The organism is Qipengyuania xiamenensis, from assembly GCF_019711495.1.
In the GTDB taxonomy this organism is placed as follows: domain Bacteria; phylum Pseudomonadota; class Alphaproteobacteria; order Sphingomonadales; family Sphingomonadaceae; genus Qipengyuania; species Qipengyuania xiamenensis.
On record NZ_JAIGNM010000002.1, the window covers coordinates 351,797 to 372,204 of the forward strand.

At 62.6% G+C, this 20,408-nt stretch carries 13 protein-coding genes; 6 read left to right on the forward strand and 7 right to left on the reverse strand.

Annotation, left to right across the window (positions count from 1 at the left end; translation table 11 throughout):
- Nucleotides 1–21: 21 nt before the first annotated feature.
- The 6 genes from K3165_RS09910 to K3165_RS09935 all read right to left on the reverse strand — a co-directional run bounded on the left by K3165_RS09910 (nucleotide 22) and on the right by K3165_RS09935 (nucleotide 11,376).
- Nucleotides 22–1,518 (reverse strand): tryptophan halogenase family protein, encoded by a 1,497-nt coding sequence (locus K3165_RS09910; protein WP_221548723.1) that lies wholly within the window; start codon nucleotides 1,516–1,518, stop codon nucleotides 22–24.
- Nucleotides 1,515–3,548, reverse strand: a complete 2,034-nt coding sequence (locus K3165_RS09915) for a glycoside hydrolase family 97 protein (protein WP_221548724.1) — start codon at nucleotides 3,546–3,548, stop codon at nucleotides 1,515–1,517. The genes K3165_RS09910 and K3165_RS09915 overlap by 4 nt, the downstream gene beginning before the upstream one ends.
- Complete coding sequence (locus K3165_RS09920) at nucleotides 3,545–5,146, reverse strand: alpha-amylase family glycosyl hydrolase (protein ID WP_221548725.1); 1,602 nt, start codon at nucleotides 5,144–5,146, stop codon at nucleotides 3,545–3,547. The genes K3165_RS09915 and K3165_RS09920 overlap by 4 nt, the downstream gene beginning before the upstream one ends.
- Complete coding sequence (locus K3165_RS09925) at nucleotides 5,143–6,984, reverse strand: alpha-amylase family glycosyl hydrolase (RefSeq protein WP_221548726.1); 1,842 nt, start codon at nucleotides 6,982–6,984, stop codon at nucleotides 5,143–5,145. The genes K3165_RS09920 and K3165_RS09925 overlap by 4 nt, the downstream gene beginning before the upstream one ends.
- Nucleotides 6,981–8,489, reverse strand: a complete 1,509-nt coding sequence (locus tag K3165_RS09930) for a tryptophan halogenase family protein (protein ID WP_345721023.1) — start codon at nucleotides 8,487–8,489, stop codon at nucleotides 6,981–6,983. The genes K3165_RS09925 and K3165_RS09930 overlap by 4 nt, the downstream gene beginning before the upstream one ends.
- 97 nt (nucleotides 8,490–8,586) lie before the next feature.
- A complete protein-coding gene (locus K3165_RS09935) occupies nucleotides 8,587–11,376 on the reverse strand; it encodes a TonB-dependent receptor (RefSeq protein ID WP_221548727.1) in 2,790 nt (929 codons plus the stop codon).
- Nucleotides 11,377–11,714: 338 nt separating this feature from the next.
- On the opposite strand from K3165_RS09935, the gene K3165_RS09940 reads away from it, so the two are divergent.
- From K3165_RS09940 to K3165_RS09965, 6 genes are all read left to right on the forward strand, one after another.
- Nucleotides 11,715–12,752, forward strand: a complete 1,038-nt coding sequence (locus K3165_RS09940) for a LacI family DNA-binding transcriptional regulator (protein ID WP_221548728.1) — start codon at nucleotides 11,715–11,717, stop codon at nucleotides 12,750–12,752.
- Nucleotides 12,753–12,852: 100 nt separating this feature from the next.
- A complete protein-coding gene (locus tag K3165_RS09945; protein WP_221548729.1) occupies nucleotides 12,853–14,385 on the forward strand; it encodes an MFS transporter in 1,533 nt (510 codons plus the stop codon).
- Nucleotides 14,378–15,781, forward strand: a complete 1,404-nt coding sequence (locus K3165_RS09950; protein WP_221548730.1) for an alpha-amylase family glycosyl hydrolase — start codon at nucleotides 14,378–14,380, stop codon at nucleotides 15,779–15,781. Before K3165_RS09945 ends, K3165_RS09950 begins: the two co-directional genes overlap by 8 nt.
- Nucleotides 15,782–15,839: 58 nt before the next feature.
- A complete protein-coding gene (cysD, locus tag K3165_RS09955) occupies nucleotides 15,840–16,868 on the forward strand; it encodes a sulfate adenylyltransferase subunit CysD (protein WP_345720908.1) in 1,029 nt (342 codons plus the stop codon).
- Nucleotides 16,868–18,775, forward strand: a complete 1,908-nt coding sequence (gene cysN, locus K3165_RS09960; RefSeq protein WP_221548732.1) for a sulfate adenylyltransferase subunit CysN — start codon at nucleotides 16,868–16,870, stop codon at nucleotides 18,773–18,775. The genes cysD and cysN overlap by 1 nt, the downstream gene beginning before the upstream one ends.
- 17 nt (nucleotides 18,776–18,792) lie before the next feature.
- Nucleotides 18,793–19,041: a DUF2061 domain-containing protein gene (locus tag K3165_RS09965; protein WP_221548733.1), complete on the forward strand. Its 249-nt coding sequence runs from the start codon at nucleotides 18,793–18,795 to the stop codon at nucleotides 19,039–19,041.
- Between the two features lie 13 nt (nucleotides 19,042–19,054).
- On the opposite strand, the gene K3165_RS09970 is transcribed toward K3165_RS09965, so the two are convergent.
- Nucleotides 19,055–20,323, reverse strand: a complete 1,269-nt coding sequence (locus K3165_RS09970; protein WP_221548734.1) for an acetyl-CoA C-acetyltransferase — start codon at nucleotides 20,321–20,323, stop codon at nucleotides 19,055–19,057.
- Nucleotides 20,324–20,408: the final 85 nt, after the last annotated feature.

A 20,408-nucleotide genomic window follows, 5' to 3' on the forward strand; every position in this document is an offset into this window, starting at 1 on the left:
GATCCGGCCGCCTTTCGCATGTCAGACGGGCGTGTAATCCGGAAAATTGCCAGCACAGGCCGTCAGCATGGCGCGGGTCGCATCGACATCGGCCGCCTCGATACCGGCGGGGAGGGGCTGGAGCTTCTCCTGAGGAGGAAAGGCGCCGTAGCCTGCGAAAAGGCACAGCCAGCTCATCGACGAATAGGCCGGGTTCTCGCCATTAGTGGCGCGATTGGTCTCGGCCATGTCCTTGTGCGTGAACCAGCCCGTCACCATGGCCTTGAGGCCATCGGGCAGGACATCGTTTGTCGCGTTCTCGCGCCAGTATTCGGTGTCCGAGCGCCGGTTCATCCGGTAATGCGCCACGATGTAGTCGCGGATCCCGTCGTAACGCGAGGCGACGCGCCGGTTGAACGTGTCGCGGTGCTGCGCGGTGAAGCCGCCGACCTCGTAGGCCTTGGCGAAGTCGAGCGCGGTAAAGATCACGATATGCAGCGCGGTCGCCTCGAGCGGTTCGATAAAGCCTTGCGAGAGCCCGGCCGCGAGGCAGTTCCGCGTCCAGCTGTTCTCGACGCGGCCCACCTTCATGCTCAGAAAGCGCGCTTGTGTGTCCTCGCCCGTGGTGCCGATGGCCTCGCGAAGCTCTGCCTCCGCCTCTTCGTCGGTGATATGGCGCGAGGAATAGACGTAGCCGTTACCGACCCGCGTCGTCAGCGGGATCGACCAGCGCCAGCCAGCTTTCATCGCGATGGCGTCGGTTTGCGGGCGCGGCGTCTGGTGATGCGGTGTAGGCATGACCACGGCGCGGTCGTTGAACAGGTTCTCGCCGAAGGAGAGGAACTTCGCGCCCAGCTTCTGCTGCGCGAGCACTGAAGCGAAGCCGGAACAGTCGACGAAGAAATCGCCCTCGATCCGCTCGCCTCCTTCGCACAGCAGGGCAGCGATGTCCCCGTCGTCGCGCAGTTCGACATCATCCACCTTGAGCGGACGATGCTCGACCCCGCGCGCTGTCGCCCATTCGCGCAGGAAACCGCCCAGCTTGTGCGCATCGAAATGATAGCCGTAGCTCGGGCCGAAGGGGAATGTATCGCCCGGCTGCGGCGCCTTGCCACCGTCGGCCAGCACGCTTGCGAGGAACCAGTCGTCGGGATGGGCGGGCACATCGATCCCGCGCCGCCGCAGCGCGCAATTATGCGCAAAACCCGGCTCGCTATGCAGGTCGATCGGGCCGGGGAAGGGATGGAAGTAGCTCTCGGAGCCTTCGACCTCGCTCCAGCCGGTGAACCGGATGCCGAGCTTGTAGGTGGCGTCGCAGGCGCCCATCCATTCGCTCTCCTCGATACCGAGGTGATCGAAGAATGCCTTGAGCTGCGGTGTCGAGCCTTCACCGACCCCGATGATGCCGATCGCGGGGCTCTCGACCACGGTGACCTTGCCGCCACGCTCACCCCATTCCCTGTGCAGCAGGCAGGCCGTGATCCAGCCCGCACTGCCGCCGCCGAGGACGACGACATGGGGAAGGGCGGGCTCAGTCACCCCTGCGGCACGAGCTCGATCGCGAAACCGCCTGCTGGCGCAATGCGCAGGTCGAGCGTCTGGTCGGACGTCACGGTGCGGGTTTCGACCTCCATGGCATGGCGGTCTTCGCCCTGGCCGTCTGCAGTCGCGCCGTCACGCCAGATCGTGGCGCGATAGCTCTTGCCTGGATCGAGGAACGACAGCGGCACGCTGACATTGCGCTCGGCCTCGTCGGTGACGGCACCCACGTACCAGTTGAGCGTGTTGCGATCGCGGCGGGCGATGACGGCGAACTCGCCCACGGCCCCGTCAACCAGCATGCTTTCCGCCCAGTCGGCCGGAACCCGCTTCACGAAGTCGAGCGCGCGCGGGTATTTGACGAGGTTTTCGGGCAGGTCGGCGACCATCTGGATCGGCGAATAGATCGTGACGTAGAATGCCAGCTGGCGCGCGAGCGTGCTCGGCAGGTCGGGTGCGGTCGCGCCGCGTCCCTCGAGCGAGAAGACGCCCGGCGTATAGTCCATCGGGCCCGACAGCAGGCGAGTGAAGATCAGTTCGGGCACGTGGCCGGGATCGTTCTTCGGTTCCGCCCAGGCATCGTATTCCGCACCGCGGGCGCCTTCGCGACTAACCCAGTTGGGGTAGGTACGCCTGAGGCCGGTATCCTTGATGGGCTCGTGCGGATTCATCGCGATCTGGTGCTCGGCTGCTTCTTTCACGACCTTGAGGTGGTGGCGGACCATTTCCTGCCCGTCGTGCCAGACGTATGTCTCGCCCCAGCCGCCTTCGCCGGCAGGTGCGATTACGCCGCCCGCATCGGCGACATAGCCGCTCTTCACAGCATCGATGCCGAGGTCCTGGTAAAAGGCCATCGCGTCTTCGAGCTGTTCCTCGTAGACTTTGATATTGCCGCCGGTTTCGTGGTGGCCGATGATCTTCACGCCCTTTTCCTCGGCGTAGCGGGCCAGTTCGGCGATATCGAAATCGGGATAGGCTTCGGTGAAGCTGAACTCGCCGCCATTGCCGAACCAGTTGCCGTCCCAGCCGACGTTCCAGCCTTCGATCAGCACACCGCGGAAACCGTGTTCGGCGGCGAAATCGATGTATTTCTTGGCGTTTTCGGTGGTGGCGCCGTGCTTCTCGCCGCTCGCCCAGCTCTCGATATCGAGATGCATGCCCCACCAGATGCCGATGTATTTGTGCGGGGTGAACCAGCTGACATCGCCCAGCTTGTTGGGCTCGTTAAGGTTGAGGATCAGGTCGCTCTCGAACAGACCCTTGGGGTTCGAGCTGATCTGGATCGTGCGCCACGGAGTGGTGAAGGCGCCTTCGCGCACCACCTTCGCGCCGCGCGGGCTCGGGGCCAGCTGCGCGCGCAGCCGCGTGCCATTGATCCGCTTCAGCCACATGCCCGAATAATCGACCAGCGCTGCTTCGTGGAAAGAGAGATGCGTGCCGTTCTGCAGCACCATGGTGACGGGTGTGTGCACCGTCGAGAGCGCGCTGATCGGGGTCTTCTCGTAGAGATATTCGTAGCGGTTCCAGTCGCCCGCCGGGATCGACCATGCGGTACCGTCGCTGGCGATGTTGAACTCGGTCAGTTCGTCCGCAATGTTGTAGAAACGCTGCTGCGGATTGTCGGGGAATTCGGTGCGGAAACCGATCCCGTCGTCGAAGACGCGCAGGCGGACGGTGATCTCGCGCGCGGCCTCGTCCTTCTGGCGGAACGTGAGGGCCAGTTCGTTATGGCTGTCGATCACCCACTGCTGTTCGCCCCAGGGCTGTTCCCAGGTGCTGCTGTGCGCCTGTTCGCGGAAGGCCACGACTTCGAAATTGCGGCGCATCGGATCGGCATCGGTGAAATTGAAGCCGATATTCGACTTGGTGATGATCGGCACGCCGTCACGGGTGACTTCGTAATAGGGAATGCCTTCGCCGTCGGCATCGAGCGTCACCTTGATACGTCCGTCGGGCGAGGCCACCGTTTCCGCCTGCGCAGCGGACAGCGGGAGGAGGGCGGCACCAAGAAGCAGAGCAAGGCGGGTCATTCGGAAATCTCCGTTATGATGGCGGCAAAGGCCGGCAATTCGCTTTGGCTCGCGCCATTGATAGCCATCAGAACTTCGCCTTGGCAATGCTCTGTCGCCAGAGTGTCCCTGCCGAGATTGAAGCGGCACTCGACGCGCTGGCCATCGGCCTCGCGCGTCACGACCAGCAGATCACCGTCATGTCGGCAGCTGGTCACAGCACCGTGGCGCAGCGCCGGATTGTCCTTGCGGAGCGCGATTGCGGTGCGCGTGAAGGACAGTAGGGAGTCCTTGTCCCGCAGCTGCAGTTCGACCGGGCGCGAGCGATTTTCCTCGCCCACTGGCAACCACGGTTCCTTGCTGCCGAAACCTGCGCATTCGGTCTGGTTCCACGGCATCGGGGTGCGGGCACCGTCACGGCTTAGGGTCAGCGGCCAGTTGGCGATGGCTTCGGGATCGTGGAGCTGGTCGAAAGGAATATCGACCTGCGTCAGGCCCAGTTCCTCGCCGTAATAGAAGATCGCATTGCCGCGCAGGCTGACGAGCAGTAGCGTCTTGAGGCGGGCAAAATCCTCACGGTCTTCGGGCTTGCACCAGCGGCTGAGCGCGCGCGGTGCATCGTGGTTCTCGAACGCCCAGCTCGGCCAGCCGATGTCCATGTCGTCGGGCCATTCGGCGAGCGAACCACACACGAGCTGCGCGGTAAGCGCTTCAGCGTAGAGGAAGTTGAAGCTGTAGGCCGAATTGAGGTGGTTCTCACCGGCCGTGAACAGGCGCATTTCGCGCATGGCGTCATCGCCGCCGACCTCGGCCACGGTGAAGATGTCGTCATACTCGTCGGTCAGCGCGCGGATACGCTCGATGAAGGCCGGGATGTCGGCATGGCCCTGGTTGAACTTCTTGATCTGGAAGTCGAAGGGCCGCGTACGCTGCTTGTCGGTAGCCGGGGCGGGCGGATTATCGCGCAGCTCCGGATCGTGCATCGCGAAGTTGAGCGCATCGATGCGGAAGCCGTCGACGCCGCGTTCGAGCCAGAAACGCATAACGTCCAGCACTGCGTCCTGCACCTGCAGATTGTGGAGGTTCATCTGCGGCTGCGAATTGAGGAAATTGTGCAGGTAATACTGGCCGCGGCGCGCGTCCCACGTCCATGCGGGGCCACCGAAGACCGATTGCCAGTTCGACGGTGGTGAACCGTCAGGCTTCGCATCGGCCCAGACATACCAGTCCGCTTTCGGATTATCCTTGCTCGAACGGCTTTCCTCGAACCAGGCGTGCTCGTCGGAGGTGTGCGAATAGACCTGGTCGATCAGGACCTTGAGGCCGAGTTCGTGTGCCCGGGCGATGAGATCGTCGAAGTCCGAGAGGTCGCCGAAGATCGGATCGACTTCGCGATAGTCGGATACGTCGTAGCCGAAGTCTTTCATCGGCGACTTGAAGAAGGGACTGATCCAGATGGCGTCGATGCCGAGGTCTGCCACGTGGGGCAGCTTTTCGGTGATGCCCGGAAGGTCGCCGATGCCGTCGCCGTTGGAATCGCGGAAGCTGCGCGGATAGATCTGGTAGATCGTCGCACCCTTCCACCAAGGGAGGCTTAAGGTTTCGGTCGCCGAGCTCATTCGGCGCGCTCCGACACGCGGCACACCGCCCAGCCGAAGGCGGGGAGGGTGAAGGCTGCGCTGCCGGGTGCCGAGACCGCAGAGGGGCAGGTGCCGGCAAGCGTCTCGAAGCTGCGCGCATCATAGCCAAGCGCTATGTTCGCACTCTGGCTTTTTCCGCTGGTGTTGAAGGCCAGCAAATACTCGCGCCCGTCTTCGGGATCGAAGCGGCTGGCGGCGAAGATGCCTGCTTCCTGGCCGTAATGGCGCACCACCTGCCTGCCTTTCGACAGCGCATTGTGAGCGCGGCGCACCTGCGAAAGCTCGGCGATCAGGCGATAGAGCGGATGGGCGGTGTCGAAGTTGCTGACCGCAGTGGTCGCTTCGGTGCCGATCAGCGTGTTGTCGTTGTAGCTGTCGGTGCGGCTGGGGAACATGTCCTCTCGCGCGGCCTGATCGTTGCCGTCGCCCACGAAGCCCTGTTCGGCGCCGTAGTAGATCACCGGCGAGCCGCGCAGCGTCAGCAGCATGGCATGGGCAAGCTTGGTGCGGGCCAGCATCTCGTCTGCGCCCATGTCCTCGTTGTCCCACCGCAGCATGGTCGTGAAGCGGCCCATGTCGTGGTTGCCCAGGAAAGTCGGCATACCGAGAGCGGCTTCCTCGCCGCCTTCGTAGAGCACGTCGCCATCGAACAGTTCGTTGAGGATGTAGGTGCCCTTGTTCTGGCTCACGACTTCGCGAATGCCCTGCTGGAAGGCGAAGTCGAGCACGGCTGGGAAGCCGTCGCGGCGGGTGTACTGCGCGATATATCCATTGTCGTGATCGTCACGGTAAACTTCGCCGAAGATATGGAAGTTCGGAATACCCGCCTCGCGCGCCGTGGCCAGCATCGCGGGTACGAATTCTTGCCAGAACTCGGGGTTCACATGGCGCGCGGTGTCGACGCGGAAACCGTCGATGCCGGTATCGCGAATCCAGCCCGCGTAGATGTCGATCATGCCTTCGACCACGCGCGGGTGCTCCGTGAACAGATCGTCGAGCCCTACGAAGTCGCCTTGGCGGCTGCTTTCGCCGGTGAAAGTCGTGTCCCCGCGATTGTGGTAGTAGATCGGGTCGTTGAGCCAGGCTGGGACCTTCACGTCCCGTTCGGCGGCCGGAACCACCGGCGTATAGGCGTAGGACGGATCGGTCAGCTTGGCGAAGTTCTCTGCGCTGCGATCTTCGTCGCCCATGAAACCGTCATTGATTGCCGGACCATCGACGCCGCCCTTGCGCGAATAGGGGAAGTCCCCCTTGCTGCGATAGGCATAACCGGTTGCGTCGCCTTCCGCATAGCGGATCACGTCGGCGGTGTGGTTGGTGATGATGTCCATATAGACCTTCATCCCGCGCGCATGGGCCGCGTCCACGAAGGCCCTGAATTCCGCGCGGCTGCCGAAGTGGCCGTCGGGGCGAGTGAAATCGGTGACCCAATAGCCGTGATAACCCGCGCTCTCATTGCCTTTGGGGCCCTGCACCGGCTTGTTCTGGAAAATCGGCGCGAACCAGATCGCGGTGATGCCAAGGCCTTCGAGATAGTCGAGCCGCTGGGTCAGGCCGGCAAGGTCGCCGCCGTGGAAGAAGCCCTTGTGGGTCGGGTCGAAGCCATGCTGCAGCGGTCCGCCGGTAAAGTCTCCAAGGTCGTTCGAGGTGTCGCCATTCTCGAAGCGGTCTGGAAGGACGAAGTAGACGATCTCTTCCGAAGGTGCGCGATCGCGGAACGAGGGCTCACCTGCAGTGGCCTCGGGCGGAGGTGTCTGCGCATGGGCACAGGCGGCTGTTGCGAGCGCCAGCAGGGGCAGGGCTGTGCGGAATTTCATGCGACACTCTCCTTCGCGCGCACCTGCGACACCAGTTTCCCGAGCACTTCGACGTGCTGCGGCATGGCGTTCGCGGCGCGAACCATCTGTTCTTCTGTATTGGCGAGCAGGCCGATAAGCTCGTTTTCCGGCAAGGCATCGGCGAGCGGATTGTAGCCTTCGGTCTCGACACCCTGTCCTGCGAGCACCTGGAACCACGCCACTTCGGTGAACAGCTCCTCGTGTTCACGGTGGATGTGTCCGTTCGCGCGCCACTGCTCCAGCTTGGCGGAAAGGGTTTCGGGCAGTTCGAGCGCGCGCATCGCGTCCCAGAACGGCTGGCCCTCGCGGCCATTGGCCCAGTAATGCAGCACGAGGAAATCGCGGATACGCGTCCACTCGAAGTCTGCCTGCGCGTTGAAATGGTCGACCAGCGCAGGGGCAGGGCGGCCTTCGCCCAGCAGGTTCAGCAGCCGGGCGAGCGCGCTCTGGACGAGATGGATGCTGGTCGATTCCAGCGGCTCCATGAAACCGGCGGCAAGGCCCAGGGCCATGCAGTTTCCGACCCATTGGCGGCGGCGCTTGCCGGTGGTGAACTTGAGGACGCGGGTGTCGCCATCCGCTTCGCCATCGAGATTGGCGAGCAGCGTGCTGGCGGCCTCGTCTTCCGAGATATGCGCGCTGGAAAAGACATAGCCATTGCCGATCCGGTGCTGGAGCGGGATGCGCCACTGCCAACCGGCATCGCGGGCGATGGAACGGGTATAGGGCGTGAAATCGCCGCCGCCACTGCAAGGCACCGCAACCGCGCGGTCGCAGGGCAGGAGGGCGGACCAGTCGTCGAACCCGGCCTCCATCGCGCCTTCGATCAGAAGCGCGCGAAAACCGGTGCAGTCGATGAAGAAATCGGCCTCGATGCGGCGCTCGCTATCGAGGGCCAGAGCGGTGATGTCTCCGTTTTCGGCATCGCGATCGACGCTTTCGATCAGGCCCTCGGTGCGCGTGACGCCGCGTGCCTCGGCCATGCGGCGCAGATAAGCCGCGTAGAGAGTGGCGTCGAAATGATAGGCGTAAGGAAGTTCGGGGCCACTTGGTCCGGGCATGCGCAGGGCGCGGGCCGCGATCTCGTTGAGCGAATAGTGGTCCAGCGTCCGTGCGTGGCCGAGCTTCTTCGCTCTCAGCCAGTGCTGGTGGAACGGCAGTACTCCAGCAGCCCGGCCAACCTGGCCGAAGGCATGCATGTAGCTGTGCCCGTCACCCATCCAGCCATCGAAGGCGATGCCCAGCTTGAAGCTGCCCTTGGTCTCGCGGAGGAACTCGCCCTCGTCGATGCCAAGCGCCTGGTTGAAATGGCGGATCTGGGGGATTGTCGCTTCACCGACACCCACGGTGCCGATGGTTTCGCTCTCGACCAGTTCGATATCGAAATGGGCCGGAGCAAAGCGGGCGAGCAACGCGGCTGCCATCCATCCGGCGGTTCCACCGCCTGCAATGGCAATTCGGAAGGGTTTCTGCTCGCTCACAATGGTCACCTCACCGCTTCAGGAGCGGTCCGGTTTAGCTGCAAGTTCATGGGTTCCAAGGGTGGCCGGGCGATCTTGCGAGCGCCCGGCCGGGAGGAACTTAGAACTTGTAGGTGAAGCCCGCGAGGAAGCGACGACCATATTCCTGGTAGTCGATGACCGCGCGCGGTTCGGGGACGTTGAACTGCGACACGAACGGCGCGTTCGTCAGGTTCTGTCCCTGCACGTAGACCGACAGGCCTTCCAGTGCGCTGCCCGGCTGGAATTCATAGCCGATCTGCGCGTCGACGATGGTCTCGTCACGGGCAAGGCGACGCGTGGGCGAACCACCGAAGCCGGTGAAGTCGGCAAGGAATTCCGAGCGATAGCGGACACTACCACGGGCGCTGAAGCCGTTCAGGTCATAGTAGAGCGTGCCGTTCGCAACCCACTTCGAATAGCCGGGGATCTGATCGATGTTGCCGTTGGCGTCTTCGATCTTGGTCTTGGTGTAGCCGACACCGCCGGTAACGCCGAAGCCGTTCAGCGCTTCGGTGAAAGTGTCGAAGGGGATCGTTGCCGAAAGTTCGGCGCCGTAGAAGTCGCCACCGCCGGTGTTCACCTCGGAGTCGAGGTAACCGATGGTCGTGGCGGGCGTCTGGCCGGCCGGGACCGGGAAGGCGGCATAGTCGAAGACGACGCGCGATCCGTCGATGTAGCTCACGAGATCCTTGTAGAAGACCTGCGCTGCCACAACGCCTGCACCTCCGGCGAAGTACTTCTCGATGTTGAAGTCGATCGCGTTCGCACGATACGGACGCAGGAGCGGGTTACCGCCGCCGCCGCTGATGAAGGGTACAAGGCCGGTAGGACTGTCAGCCTGGTTGTTATTGATGCCGTAGCTGATCGCGACACGCAGGTCGTCGAGCTGCGGGCGCTGGATCTGGCGGCTTGCAGCCAGACGGAAGACCCAGCCGCTGTCCAGACGGAGCGAGAGGTTGGCGCTCGGCAGGACGTCCCAGAAGTTATCGCCAAGCGAGAGATCGACCCGTTGATCCGGAGTGCCCGGGTCGTTGTCGAGGTCGACGAACGCCAGGCCGGTCGAATTCTGTTCGGTATTGATGGCCTGCACACCGAAGTTACCGGTGATTTCGCCACCGCCGATATCCTGCTGGACGTCGAACTGGAGGTAGGCGGTCATCAGCTTTTCGGTGATGCCATACGCCTTGGCCGGGATGTCGTTCGACGTGTTCGGATCGAGCACCAGCGTGCCGTCGGCAATCAGCTCACGCACGTCGTAGCTGACGATCGGGCCGAGGCCGAGATAGCCAAGGTCGGTCGAACGAAGCAGGGCGCCCGAAGGAATCGCGACTTCGGTCGCGCCGCCAGCGGGCGAGACGAAGAATTCGTCCGGCGTAAGGCTCTTGGCGCGGTCGGTATAGGCGAGGCCGAAATTGACGCCGGAGATGAAGCTGTCGATCTCCTTGCCGACACCGAGACGGTACTGGAACAGCTCGTCGTCGATGATGCGGTTGTTGTAGTAACCTGCCTGAACGCGGCTGCCACCCCATCCGAGCGGGTCGGTCAGGACGATCAGGTTCGGGTCCGAATAGTCGAGCGTCGGGCTGAAGCTGGTGCCCTGCGTGTTCGAGATGAAGCCGATGGTATCGGTTGCGCCGACACCGGCGCCGTAACCGGTGCCCGAATAGCTTTCGATGCTCAGTTCCTCGCGATCGGTACGCGAGTATCCGAAGTCGAGGAACGCGCTCCAGCCGTCGTCACCCTGGTAATCGAGGTTGAGGCCGCCCGAATAGAGGTCTGCCTGGCGCTGGAACACGTCGTTACGCACGACGCCTTCGACGTTCTCGAATGTGCCGGCCTCTGCGAAGCCACCGAAGGGACCATCTACGACCGTCGCAGTCGACGGATCGAAAGTCGTACCGAAAGCGCCGAAGCCGAGCGGAAGCTCGATGCCGCGCTTGGACTGGTCATCGTCGAAGTTCGAATAGAAGCCGTCGAGCGTGACCATCAAATTGGGATTGGCTTCCCACTGGAACGTACCGTTCACACCGAAGCGCTTGAGCTGGGTCGAGGTGACAAAGCTCTTGTTGCCGCCGATGACGAAGGGGCTGCCAGGTTCACCATTGCCCGCATAGCCCCAGGCGTTGAATTCCTGCAGCTGGTAGGGCTCGTCCGTATAGGCAGCCGAAAGCGCGAGGCCGACGGTGTCGTCGGCGAACTGGTCCACAAAGGTCGCGTTGACGCGATAGCCGAATTCCTTCGAACCGGCGTTCAGCGCGCCGAGGTCGGCGTAGCTACCCTTGGCGCCGATCGCGAGGATGCTTTCGCTCGCTTCCAGCGGACGAACCGTGCGTACGTCGACCGTACCGACGAGGCCCTGACCGACAAGGCTGGCCGTCGGGCTCTTGTAGACGACGACTTGGTTCACGACTTCCGACGGATACTGGTCGAATTCGACGGCGCGGTTGTCACCGGTCGAGGTCTGTTCGCGGCCGTTGAGCAGCGTCTGCGAGAAATCGGGGCCAAGGCCGCGGATGGCGATGACATTGGCACGGCCGTTGAGGCGCTGCGAGGTCACGCCGGGCAGGCGGGCGATCGATTCACCGATCGAATCGTCGGGCAGCTTGCCGATGTCTTCGGCAGTCACCGATTCAAGGATTTGGTCGCTGCGGCGCTTTTCTGCGACGGCGGTCGCCAGCGATTCACGGAAGCCGCTGACCACGATGACCGAGGATTCGTCTTCCTCGTCGGCCACGGGCTGGCCTTCTTCGGTGACGTCCGGAGTTTCGGGCTGGGTGCCCTGCGCCGAAGCCACGGTCGGAAGGCCGCCGACCAATGCCAGCGCCACGGCCGACGCGCTGACGCCGGTAAGATGCTTGCGGAATGCCATTCTGTAATCCTCTCCCCAAAGGCCCCAATTTCGCCGTGTAGCGACAGTCCCGGGCCGGAAAATCCTCTTGCGAGTCCGGACTTGTCGCCGGGTGCTCTGCGCCTCCAAGTATGTCCGCAGATCGGCCTCCGCATAGACGGCATACGTATACGCAAGCTGCGCGGCGAAGCGGCTTGGTGCACAAAAACAACAGTGAACGTTCACAGTTTGAAATTCATGTGAAGCGCGCGGTTTTGCGCGTTTCTGGGCGGAATAACGCGCTGAATATTTGCGCCGTTGCCAAACCCTTTATAGGGTCGAACCGGCAGCGCGGCAGAGGCGCTGCCTGGGGAGGAAGCATGGGACGCAAGCCGACCGGTCGGCCCACGAGTTTCGACATTGCCTATGCGGCGGGCGTTTCACAGCCGACGGTCAGCCGTGCCCTGCGCGGTGACCGTTCGGTCAGCGAAAAGACGCGTGAGAAGATCAAGCAGATCGCGCGTGATCTCAATTACACCGTCGACAAGAATGCATCCTCCCTGCGCTCTCAGCGGTCGAACACGATCGCGCTATTGTTCTTCGAGGATCCGACCCCCGACGAGAGCATGATCAACCCCTTCTTCCTCGCGATGCTGGGCTCGATCACCAAGGCCACGGCGGACGAGGGGCTCGACCTGCTCATCTCCTTCCAGCGCATGGAAGACGACTGGCACGTGAGGTACCAGGACAGCCACCGCGCCGACGGCCTGATCCTGCTCGGCTATGGCGATTACACGCAATATCGCGAGCGGATGGACCAGCTTTCGCGGCAGGGTACCCATGTCGCGCGCTGGGGTTCGGTGTCGAGCGACAGCAGCGGGGTGACCGTGGGCACGGACAATGTGCAGGCGGGGCGGCTTGCGGGCGAACATCTTGTCGAGCAAGGGCGTCGCAAGATCGCCTTCCTCGGTCATGCCGACGAACACTATCCCGAGTTCAACGGTCGCTATCGCGGTCTGGTCTCGGCTCTTGCCGATGCCGGTATCGAGGCGGACGAAGGTCTCCAGTTCGATGCGCTGACTACAGAGGAAGAAGGATTCTCCGCCGCCCGCTCGCTGATCGAAAGCGGGAGGGAATTCGATGCCATCTTCGCTGCCAGCGACCTGATCGCGATCGGCGCGATGCGTGCGCTTGCCGAAGCGGGGCGCAGCGTGCCGGAAGATGTCGCCATCGTCGGCTTCGACGATATTCCCGCAGCGAGCATGACCACACCTCCGCTCACCACGGTGATGCAGGACATCAAGCGCGCAGGGCAGGTGCTGGTCGAGGCGCTGCTGGCCCAGATCGAAGGTCGCGACCTGCCGCCGCGCAAGCTGCCCGGCAAATTGATCGTTCGTGGAAGCAGCGTAACCTCCTAAGCGTATTCGTATACGTAGTGGCCTCCTGCGAGCCTTCGTGCCAGCGTTGTGAGATTGAGGGACCGGGCATGAAGACCCGGCCGGGACGAGGATAAGCACTATGGACGCGACTTTGCGCGAGAAGCCCCGCCAGAGCTGGGCCGGACTGTGGAACATCAGCTTCGGCTTTTTCGGCATCCAGATCGGCTTTGCGCTGCAGAACGCCAATATGAGCCGCGTCTTCCAGACGCTCGGCGCGAGCATGGACGATTTGCCCGCCTTGTGGGTCGCAGCGCCGCTCACCGGCCTCATCGTGCAGCCGATCATCGGTCACCTTTCGGACAAGACCTGGAACCGGCTCGGTCGCCGCCGTCCCTACTTCCTGACGGGAGCGATTTTTGCGGCATTGGCGCTCTTCTTCATGCCGCTCAGTCCTGCATTCGGGGCGCCTCTGCTCTTCGCGGCGGCCATGCTGTGGGTCCTCGATGCCTCACTCAACGTGTCGATGGAGCCGTTCCGCGCCTTTGTCGGCGACATGCTGAGGACCGATCAGCATAGCGCCGGCTATGCCGTGCAGACTGCCTTCATCGGTGCAGGCGCGGTCGTGGGATCGATCTTCCCCTATTTCCTCGAGCAGATGGGCGTCGCGAATGTCGCTGCAGGCGGCGGTATTCCCGATACGGTCAAATACAGCTTCTGGTTTGGTGCCTTCGCGCTGTTCACGGCGGTCATGTGGACCATCGTGACCACCAAGGAGTTTTCGCCGGAAGAAATGGCAGCATTCGGAGAACAAGCCGAAGCCGATACCGCACAGCCGATCCGCGCGCTGGCGGCGAAGACCTATCTTTCCAGTGCCGTCTGGATAGCTGCCGGTCTCGTGGTCGTACTGGTCGTGCAATCGCTCGAGCTTCAGAAGGAAATGCTGCTGCTCGGCGCGCTGTTGGCTGTCTATGGCCTGCTCAGTGCCATTGCGATCTCGATGGCGAAGAAGGGGCAGGCGGCCAACATGCTCTCCAGCATCGTCGGCGATTTCGCTGGTATGCCCGACGTCATGAAGCGCCTCGCGCTGGTGCAGTTCTTCAGCTGGTCTGCGCTCTTCATCATGTGGATCAACACCACCCCGGTGGTCACCCAATATGTCTTCGGGAGCAGCGACACGGCGAGTGCCGCCTATAACGAGGGCGCAAACTGGGTGAACCTGCTCTTCACCGTCTACAATGGCGTGGCCGCCATCGCTGCTCTCGCGCTGCTTCCGGTGCTGAGCCGCAAGGTCGGGCAAGTCATGACCCATTCGATCTGCCTGACGCTGGGCGCGCTCGGCTTCCTTATGTTCTTTTTCGTGCGCGACGCGAACACGCTGCTGCTGGCCGAGGTCGGCATCGGCATCGCATGGGCCAGTATCCTTGCCATGCCTTACGCAATCCTCGCCTCGAACCTGCCGCAGGCAAAGCTCGGCATCTACATGGGGCTGTTCAACGTCTTCATCGTTGTCCCGCAGCTACTGGTAGCGACCGTGATGGGGCAGATCATGCTGTGGCTGTTCCCGGGCGAGCCCATCTGGACGATGCTCTTCGCCGCAGCCGCATGGCTGATCGCCGCGCTATCCATGCTCCGGGTGAAGGCAGCCATCCCGCAGGAGAACGTCCATGCGTGAGCTGATCGCAGCAACTGCCGCCTTCGCACTTGCAGGCGGGGCATACGCCATGAGCGGTACTGCCGACGAACCGGAAGAAACTGGATGGGCCTCGGACAGCAAGGTCACCATCGAGCATCCCGAATGGTCGCGCGATGCCGTGCTCTACCAGATCAACACCCGCCACTTCACCGAGGAAGGCACCTTCAAGGCTGCGCAGGAAGAACTGCCGCGCCTCAAGGAACTGGGCGTAGACATTCTCTGGCTGATGCCGATCCACCCGATCGGAGCTGAAAACCGCAAGGGCACGCTGGGCAGCCCCTATTCTGTCCAGGACTATTACGGCGTGAACCCCGAATTCGGGACCGAGGAAGACTTCCGTGCCTTCGTCCATGCGGCGCATGCACAGGGTTTCAAGGTCATCCTCGATCTCGTCGCCAACCACACCGCGTGGGACAACGCGCTCGCGAAGGAACATCCCGACTGGTACGAAAAGGACTGGAAGGGCGACTTCCGCCCTACGCCGTGGTGGGACTGGTCCGACATCATCGACCTCGACTGGTCTAAGCCCGGCGTGCGCGAGCATGTCGGCGGAGCGATGGAATACTGGGTCCGCGAATTCGACGTGGATGGCTACCGCGCCGACGTGGCGGGATACGTCCCGCTCGACTTCTGGGAAACCGCGCGCGCAAGGCTCGATGCGATCAAGCCGGTCTTCTTGCTCGGCGAAGTCCAGCAGAGCGGTTTCCACCACGCGGCCTTCGACGCGACCTATGCCTGGGACTGGCACAACACGACCAAGAACGTCGCGCAGGGCAAGGGCAACGCCACCAACTTCTATGGCTACTATGCCGAGAATGAGAGTCTCTGGCCGCGCGAGGCGATGCGCATGACCTATATCGAGAACCACGACAGCAATGCGTGGGAAGGCACGATGGAGGAGAATTACGGCGCTGCGCTCGAGGCGATGACCGCGCTGTCCTTCACCGGCGAGGGCCTGCCGCTCATCCATAACGGGATGGAGGCTTGCAACGCCAAGCGGCTCGAGTTCTTCGAGCGCGATCCGATCGACTGGCAACAGGACGAGAATTGCGGGTACGGCGACCTGCTTGCCCGGCTGATCGCCTTCCGCAAGGCCAATCCCGCGCTCGAAAACGGGCAGTGGGGCGCGGTGATGCACAAGGTCGAAAGCTCCGCCCCCGAGCAACTCTTCGCTTGGGTGAGGCAGGAGGACGGCAACAAGGTGCTCGGCCTGTTCAACATGAGCGACCGTCCCCTCGTGGCGACATTCTCTGACGACCTCCCGGTCGGCGATTATACCGATTTCGCCGACGGCAGCGCTGTGACCATCGAAAGCGGCGACCGCGTCGAACTGCCTGCCTGGGGCTACCGCCTCCTGAGCAGCACCGCGCAGTAGCGCTGCCCATACGATTGCAGGCGCACAAAAGGCGCGGGGGTACCCCGCCTGCGCCATTGTGCTGCCTGCCAACTTCTCCTATCGGGCTCGCGACCTTTCGCTGCTTGCCGGCGATAGAAGTGCGCGCCACAAGGTCGTCTCTCCGGCACGCCAGAACAGAACCCGTAAAGAGACCCTAATGTCCCTCACACATTTGCAGCGGCTTGAGGCCGAAAGCATCCACATCATGCGTGAAGTGGTGTCCGAGGCCAAAAAGCCCGTGATGCTCTACTCCATCGGCAAGGACAGCGCCGTCATGCTGCACCTTGCGAAGAAGGCCTTCTATCCTTCGCCGCCGCCGTTCCCGCTGCTCCACGTCGATACGACGTGGAAGTTCAAGGACATGTACGAACTGCGTGAGCGCAGCGCGGAAGAAGCAGGCATGGAACTGCTCGTCCACCAGAACCCCGAAGCGCAGGAGATGGGGATCAACCCGTTCGACCACGGTCCGCTCCATACGGACATGTGGAAGACGCAAGGGCTCAAGCAGGCGCTCGACAAATACGGATTCGACGCGGCCTTCGGCGGCGCGCGCCGCGACGAGGAAAAGAGCCGCGCGAAAGAGCGCATCTTTTCCTTCCGCACCGCCAGCCACGGCTGGGACCCGAAGAGCCAGCGCCCCGAGCTCTGGAACCTCTACAACGCCAAGAAGAAAAAGGGCGAGAGCATCCGCGTCTTCCCGCTGTCGAACTGGACCGAGCTCGACATCTGGCAGTACATCCATCTCGAGAATATCGAGATCGTGCCGCTGTACTATTCGGCCAAGCGCCCGACCTTCGAATATGAGGGTGGTCTGTTCATGGCCGACGATATCGAGCGCCTCGAAAAGGTCATGGGCAAGCGCCCCGAAATCGCCGAACGTTCGATCCGTTTCCGCACGCTGGGCTGTTTCCCGTTGACCGGCGCTGTCGAGAGCGAGGCGGCAACGCTGCCCGAGATCATCCAGGAAATGCTCCTGACCACGACCTCCGAACGCCAGGGCCGCGTGATCGACAAGGATTCGGGTGACGCTTCGATGGAGAAGAAGAAGCAGGAGGGTTACTTCTGATGACCGATCCCATCTACAAGACCGACGCCCTCATCGCCGAGGATATCGACGCCTACCTCGAGAAGCACCAGCACAAGACCATGCTGCGCTTCATTACCTGCGGCAGCGTGGATGACGGCAAGTCGACCCTGATCGGCCGCCTGCTCTACGATTCCAAGATGATCTTCGAGGACCAGCTCGAAGCGCTCAGCAACGACAGCAAGAAGGTCGGCACGCAGGGTCAGGAAATCGATTTCGCACTGCTGGTCGATGGCCTCGCCGCCGAGCGCGAGCAGGGCATCACCATCGACGTCGCCTATCGCTTCTTCTCGACCGAGAACCGCAAGTTCATCGTCGCCGACTGCCCGGGACACGAGCAGTACACGCGCAACATGGTGACCGGCGCTTCGACCGCCGATCTCGCCTGCATCCTGATCGATGCGCGCAAGGGCGTGCTGGTCCAGACCAAGCGCCACAGCTTCCTGTGCCACCAGCTCGGCATCAAGAACCTCGTGCTCGCCGTGAACAAGATGGATCTGATCGATTACGACCAGGAAAAGTACGACGCGATTATCGCCGGTTACGAGCATTTCGCCGAGAGCATCGGCATCGAGAATTTCACCGCGATCCCGATCTCCGGCCTTGCCGGCGACAACATCACCTCGCGTTCGGAAAACACGCCCTGGTTCACGGGCCCGACGCTGATGGAGCATCTCGAGGCAGTCGAGGTCCGCTCGGACGAGAACCTTGCCCACCCGTTCCGCATGCCGGTGCAGTGGGTAAACCGTCCCAATCTCGACTTCCGCGGCTTCTCAGGCCTCATCTCGACCGGTTCGGTCAAGCCGGGTGACACGGTCCGTTCTCTGCCCTCGGGCAAGACGAGCACGGTCAAGTCGGTCGTGACGATGGATGGCGACCTCGAAGAGGGCGTTGCCGGCCAGTCGGTGACCATCACCCTGAATGACGAGATCGACTGTTCGCGCGGCGACGTGCTGGCAGCGGCCGACAGTCCGCCCGAAGTCGCCGACCAGTTCGAAAGCACGATCGTCTGGATGGACGAGGACCCGCTCGTCGTGGGCCGTGCATACTGGATGAAGCTCGGTTCGCAGATGGTCAGCGTGACCGTTGCCGAACCGAAATACGAGGTCGACGTAAACACGATGGAGCATCTTGCTGCCAAGACGCTCCACCTCAACCAGATCGGTGTTGCCGAAATCACGACCGACAAGCGGATCGTGTTCGATCCCTATACCGAGAACCGCGCGCTCGGCGGGTTCATCCTTATCGACAAGATCAGCAACCACACGGTGGGTGCAGGCATGCTGAACTTCAGCCTGCGCCGCGCGCAGAACGTGCACTGGCAGGCCACCGACATCACGCGTGACGATCACGCCGCGATGAAAAACCAGAAGCCGCGCGTGCTATGGTTCACCGGCCTTTCGGGCTCGGGCAAGTCGACCATCGCCAACGAGGTCGAGAAGAAGCTGGCGATCATGAACCGCCACACCTTCCTGCTCGATGGCGACAATGTCCGTCACGGTCTCAACAAGGACCTCGGCTTTACCGAAAGTGACCGGATCGAGAATATCCGTCGCATCGGCGAAGTCGCCAAGCTGATGACCGACGCCGGCCTGATCGTGCTGACGGCCTTCATCAGCCCTTTCCGCGCAGACCGCCAGCTGGTCCGCGACATGATGGGCGAGGGCGAGTTCATCGAGATCCATGTCGACACTCCGCTCGAAGTGGCGGAAGCGCGCGACGTGAAGGGCCTCTACAAGAAGGCGCGTGCCGGTGAGTTGAAGAACTTCACCGGTATCGACAGCCCCTATGAGGAGCCCGAGGAACCGGAAATCCGCGTCAACACCGTGGCCATGAGCCCCGAGGAAGCTGCGGACTACATCATCAAGCAGATCCTGCCGCTCAAGTAAGGCGTAAGAACAGACACATGATCCTGTTTCGCGGGCGTGAAGCCCATTCGCGCAGCTTCGCGAAGGCTGTCAGCTGGCGTATTCTCGGCAGCTTGGACACCTTCGCGCTGAGCTGGTTCTTCACCGGCAGCGCAAAGGCGGCAGGCGCCATCGCGGTCACCGAAGTGCTGACCAAGATAGTGCTGTACTATTTCCACGAACGCGCCTGGGCACACGTGTCTTGGGGATTTGCGAAGGACGATCAGGCGGCCGGGAAAGCCGCCTGACAGTCTAGGTCGATCAGTCGACGAAATCGTCGACGCGCTCGATCACGATGGCAGGGGCCATGCCGCCCGCGGCACACATGGTGATGAGGCCATAGCGCTTGTTCTGGCGCTCCAGCTCGTCGACCATCGTGCCGATCAGGATCGAACCGGTGGCGCCGATCGGGTGGCCGAGCGCGATCGAACCGCCGTTCACGTTGACTTTGTCCCAGTCGAGATCGAGGTCGCGCACGAACTTGGCGGCGACCACGGCGAAGGCTTCGTTGATCTCGTAAAGGTCGATGTCGTCCTTGGTCAGACCGGCCTTTTCCAGAACCTTCTTCGCAGCAGGGACGGGGGCGTTGAGCATCAGCGTCGGGTCATCGCCCATGTTCGCAGTCGCGACAATGCGCGCGCGGGGCTTGAGGCCATGCTTCTGCGCATAGTCCTTGCTTGTCACGAGGACCGCAGCCGCTCCGTCGACCACGCCCGAGCTGTTGCCGGCGTGGTGGAAGTGCTTGATTTCGAGATCGGGATATTTGGCGTTTACCAGTCCGGCGAAGGTGGTGCCGTTCTTGTCGAGCGGGACATGGGCAATCTTGGTGAAAGCCGGTTCCAGCTGGGCGAGGCCTTCCATCGTGGTCTGCGGACGGGGGAATTCCTCGTGGTCGAGAACGACGTTGCCGTCATCGTCGACGACGGGGACGACCGACTTGTCGAAGCGGCCTTCCTCGATCGCCTGTGCGGCGCGCTGCTGGCTACGGTAGCCGACCTCGTCCAGTTCCTCGCGGGTGAAGCCTTCCATGGTGGCGATGGCATCGCCGCACACGCCCTGGTGGCTTTGCGGATGGCTCGCCTGCAGGCGCTCGTTATAGCTGCCCATCATCGGCGGCCTGATCCCGGCCTGCATCTTGTCCTTCGACATTTGCGCAGTGAGGCTCATCATCTCGGTGCCACCTGCAACCACGCAATCTTCCATGCCGCTCATGACCTGCGCTGCGGCCAAGGCGACCGAGGTGATGCCGCCGCCGCAGAAGCGGTCGAGCGTCGTACCCGACGAGGTAATGTCGTAGCCTGCATCCAGCGAAGCCATCCGGCCCATGTCGCCGGCCTGCATCCCGTCCTGCGTGCTGACCGACCAGATCACGTCGTCCACGGTCGAGGTGTCCAAGTTGTTGCGGTCCTTGATCGCCTTCAGGCAGGTTGCCGCGAGATGTTGCGGGTGCATCGCTGCCAGCGCGCCCTTGCCCTGCTTGCCGATCCCGCGCGGGGTACGGACGGCATCGATGATATAGGCTTCGGACATGGGCGTGTTCCTCTCTCGTTTGATCGAATCTTGCGGCTTTTGCCGGTTGACGTTTGCGTAAACCTCCCGCAGCAAGGGCGCAAGA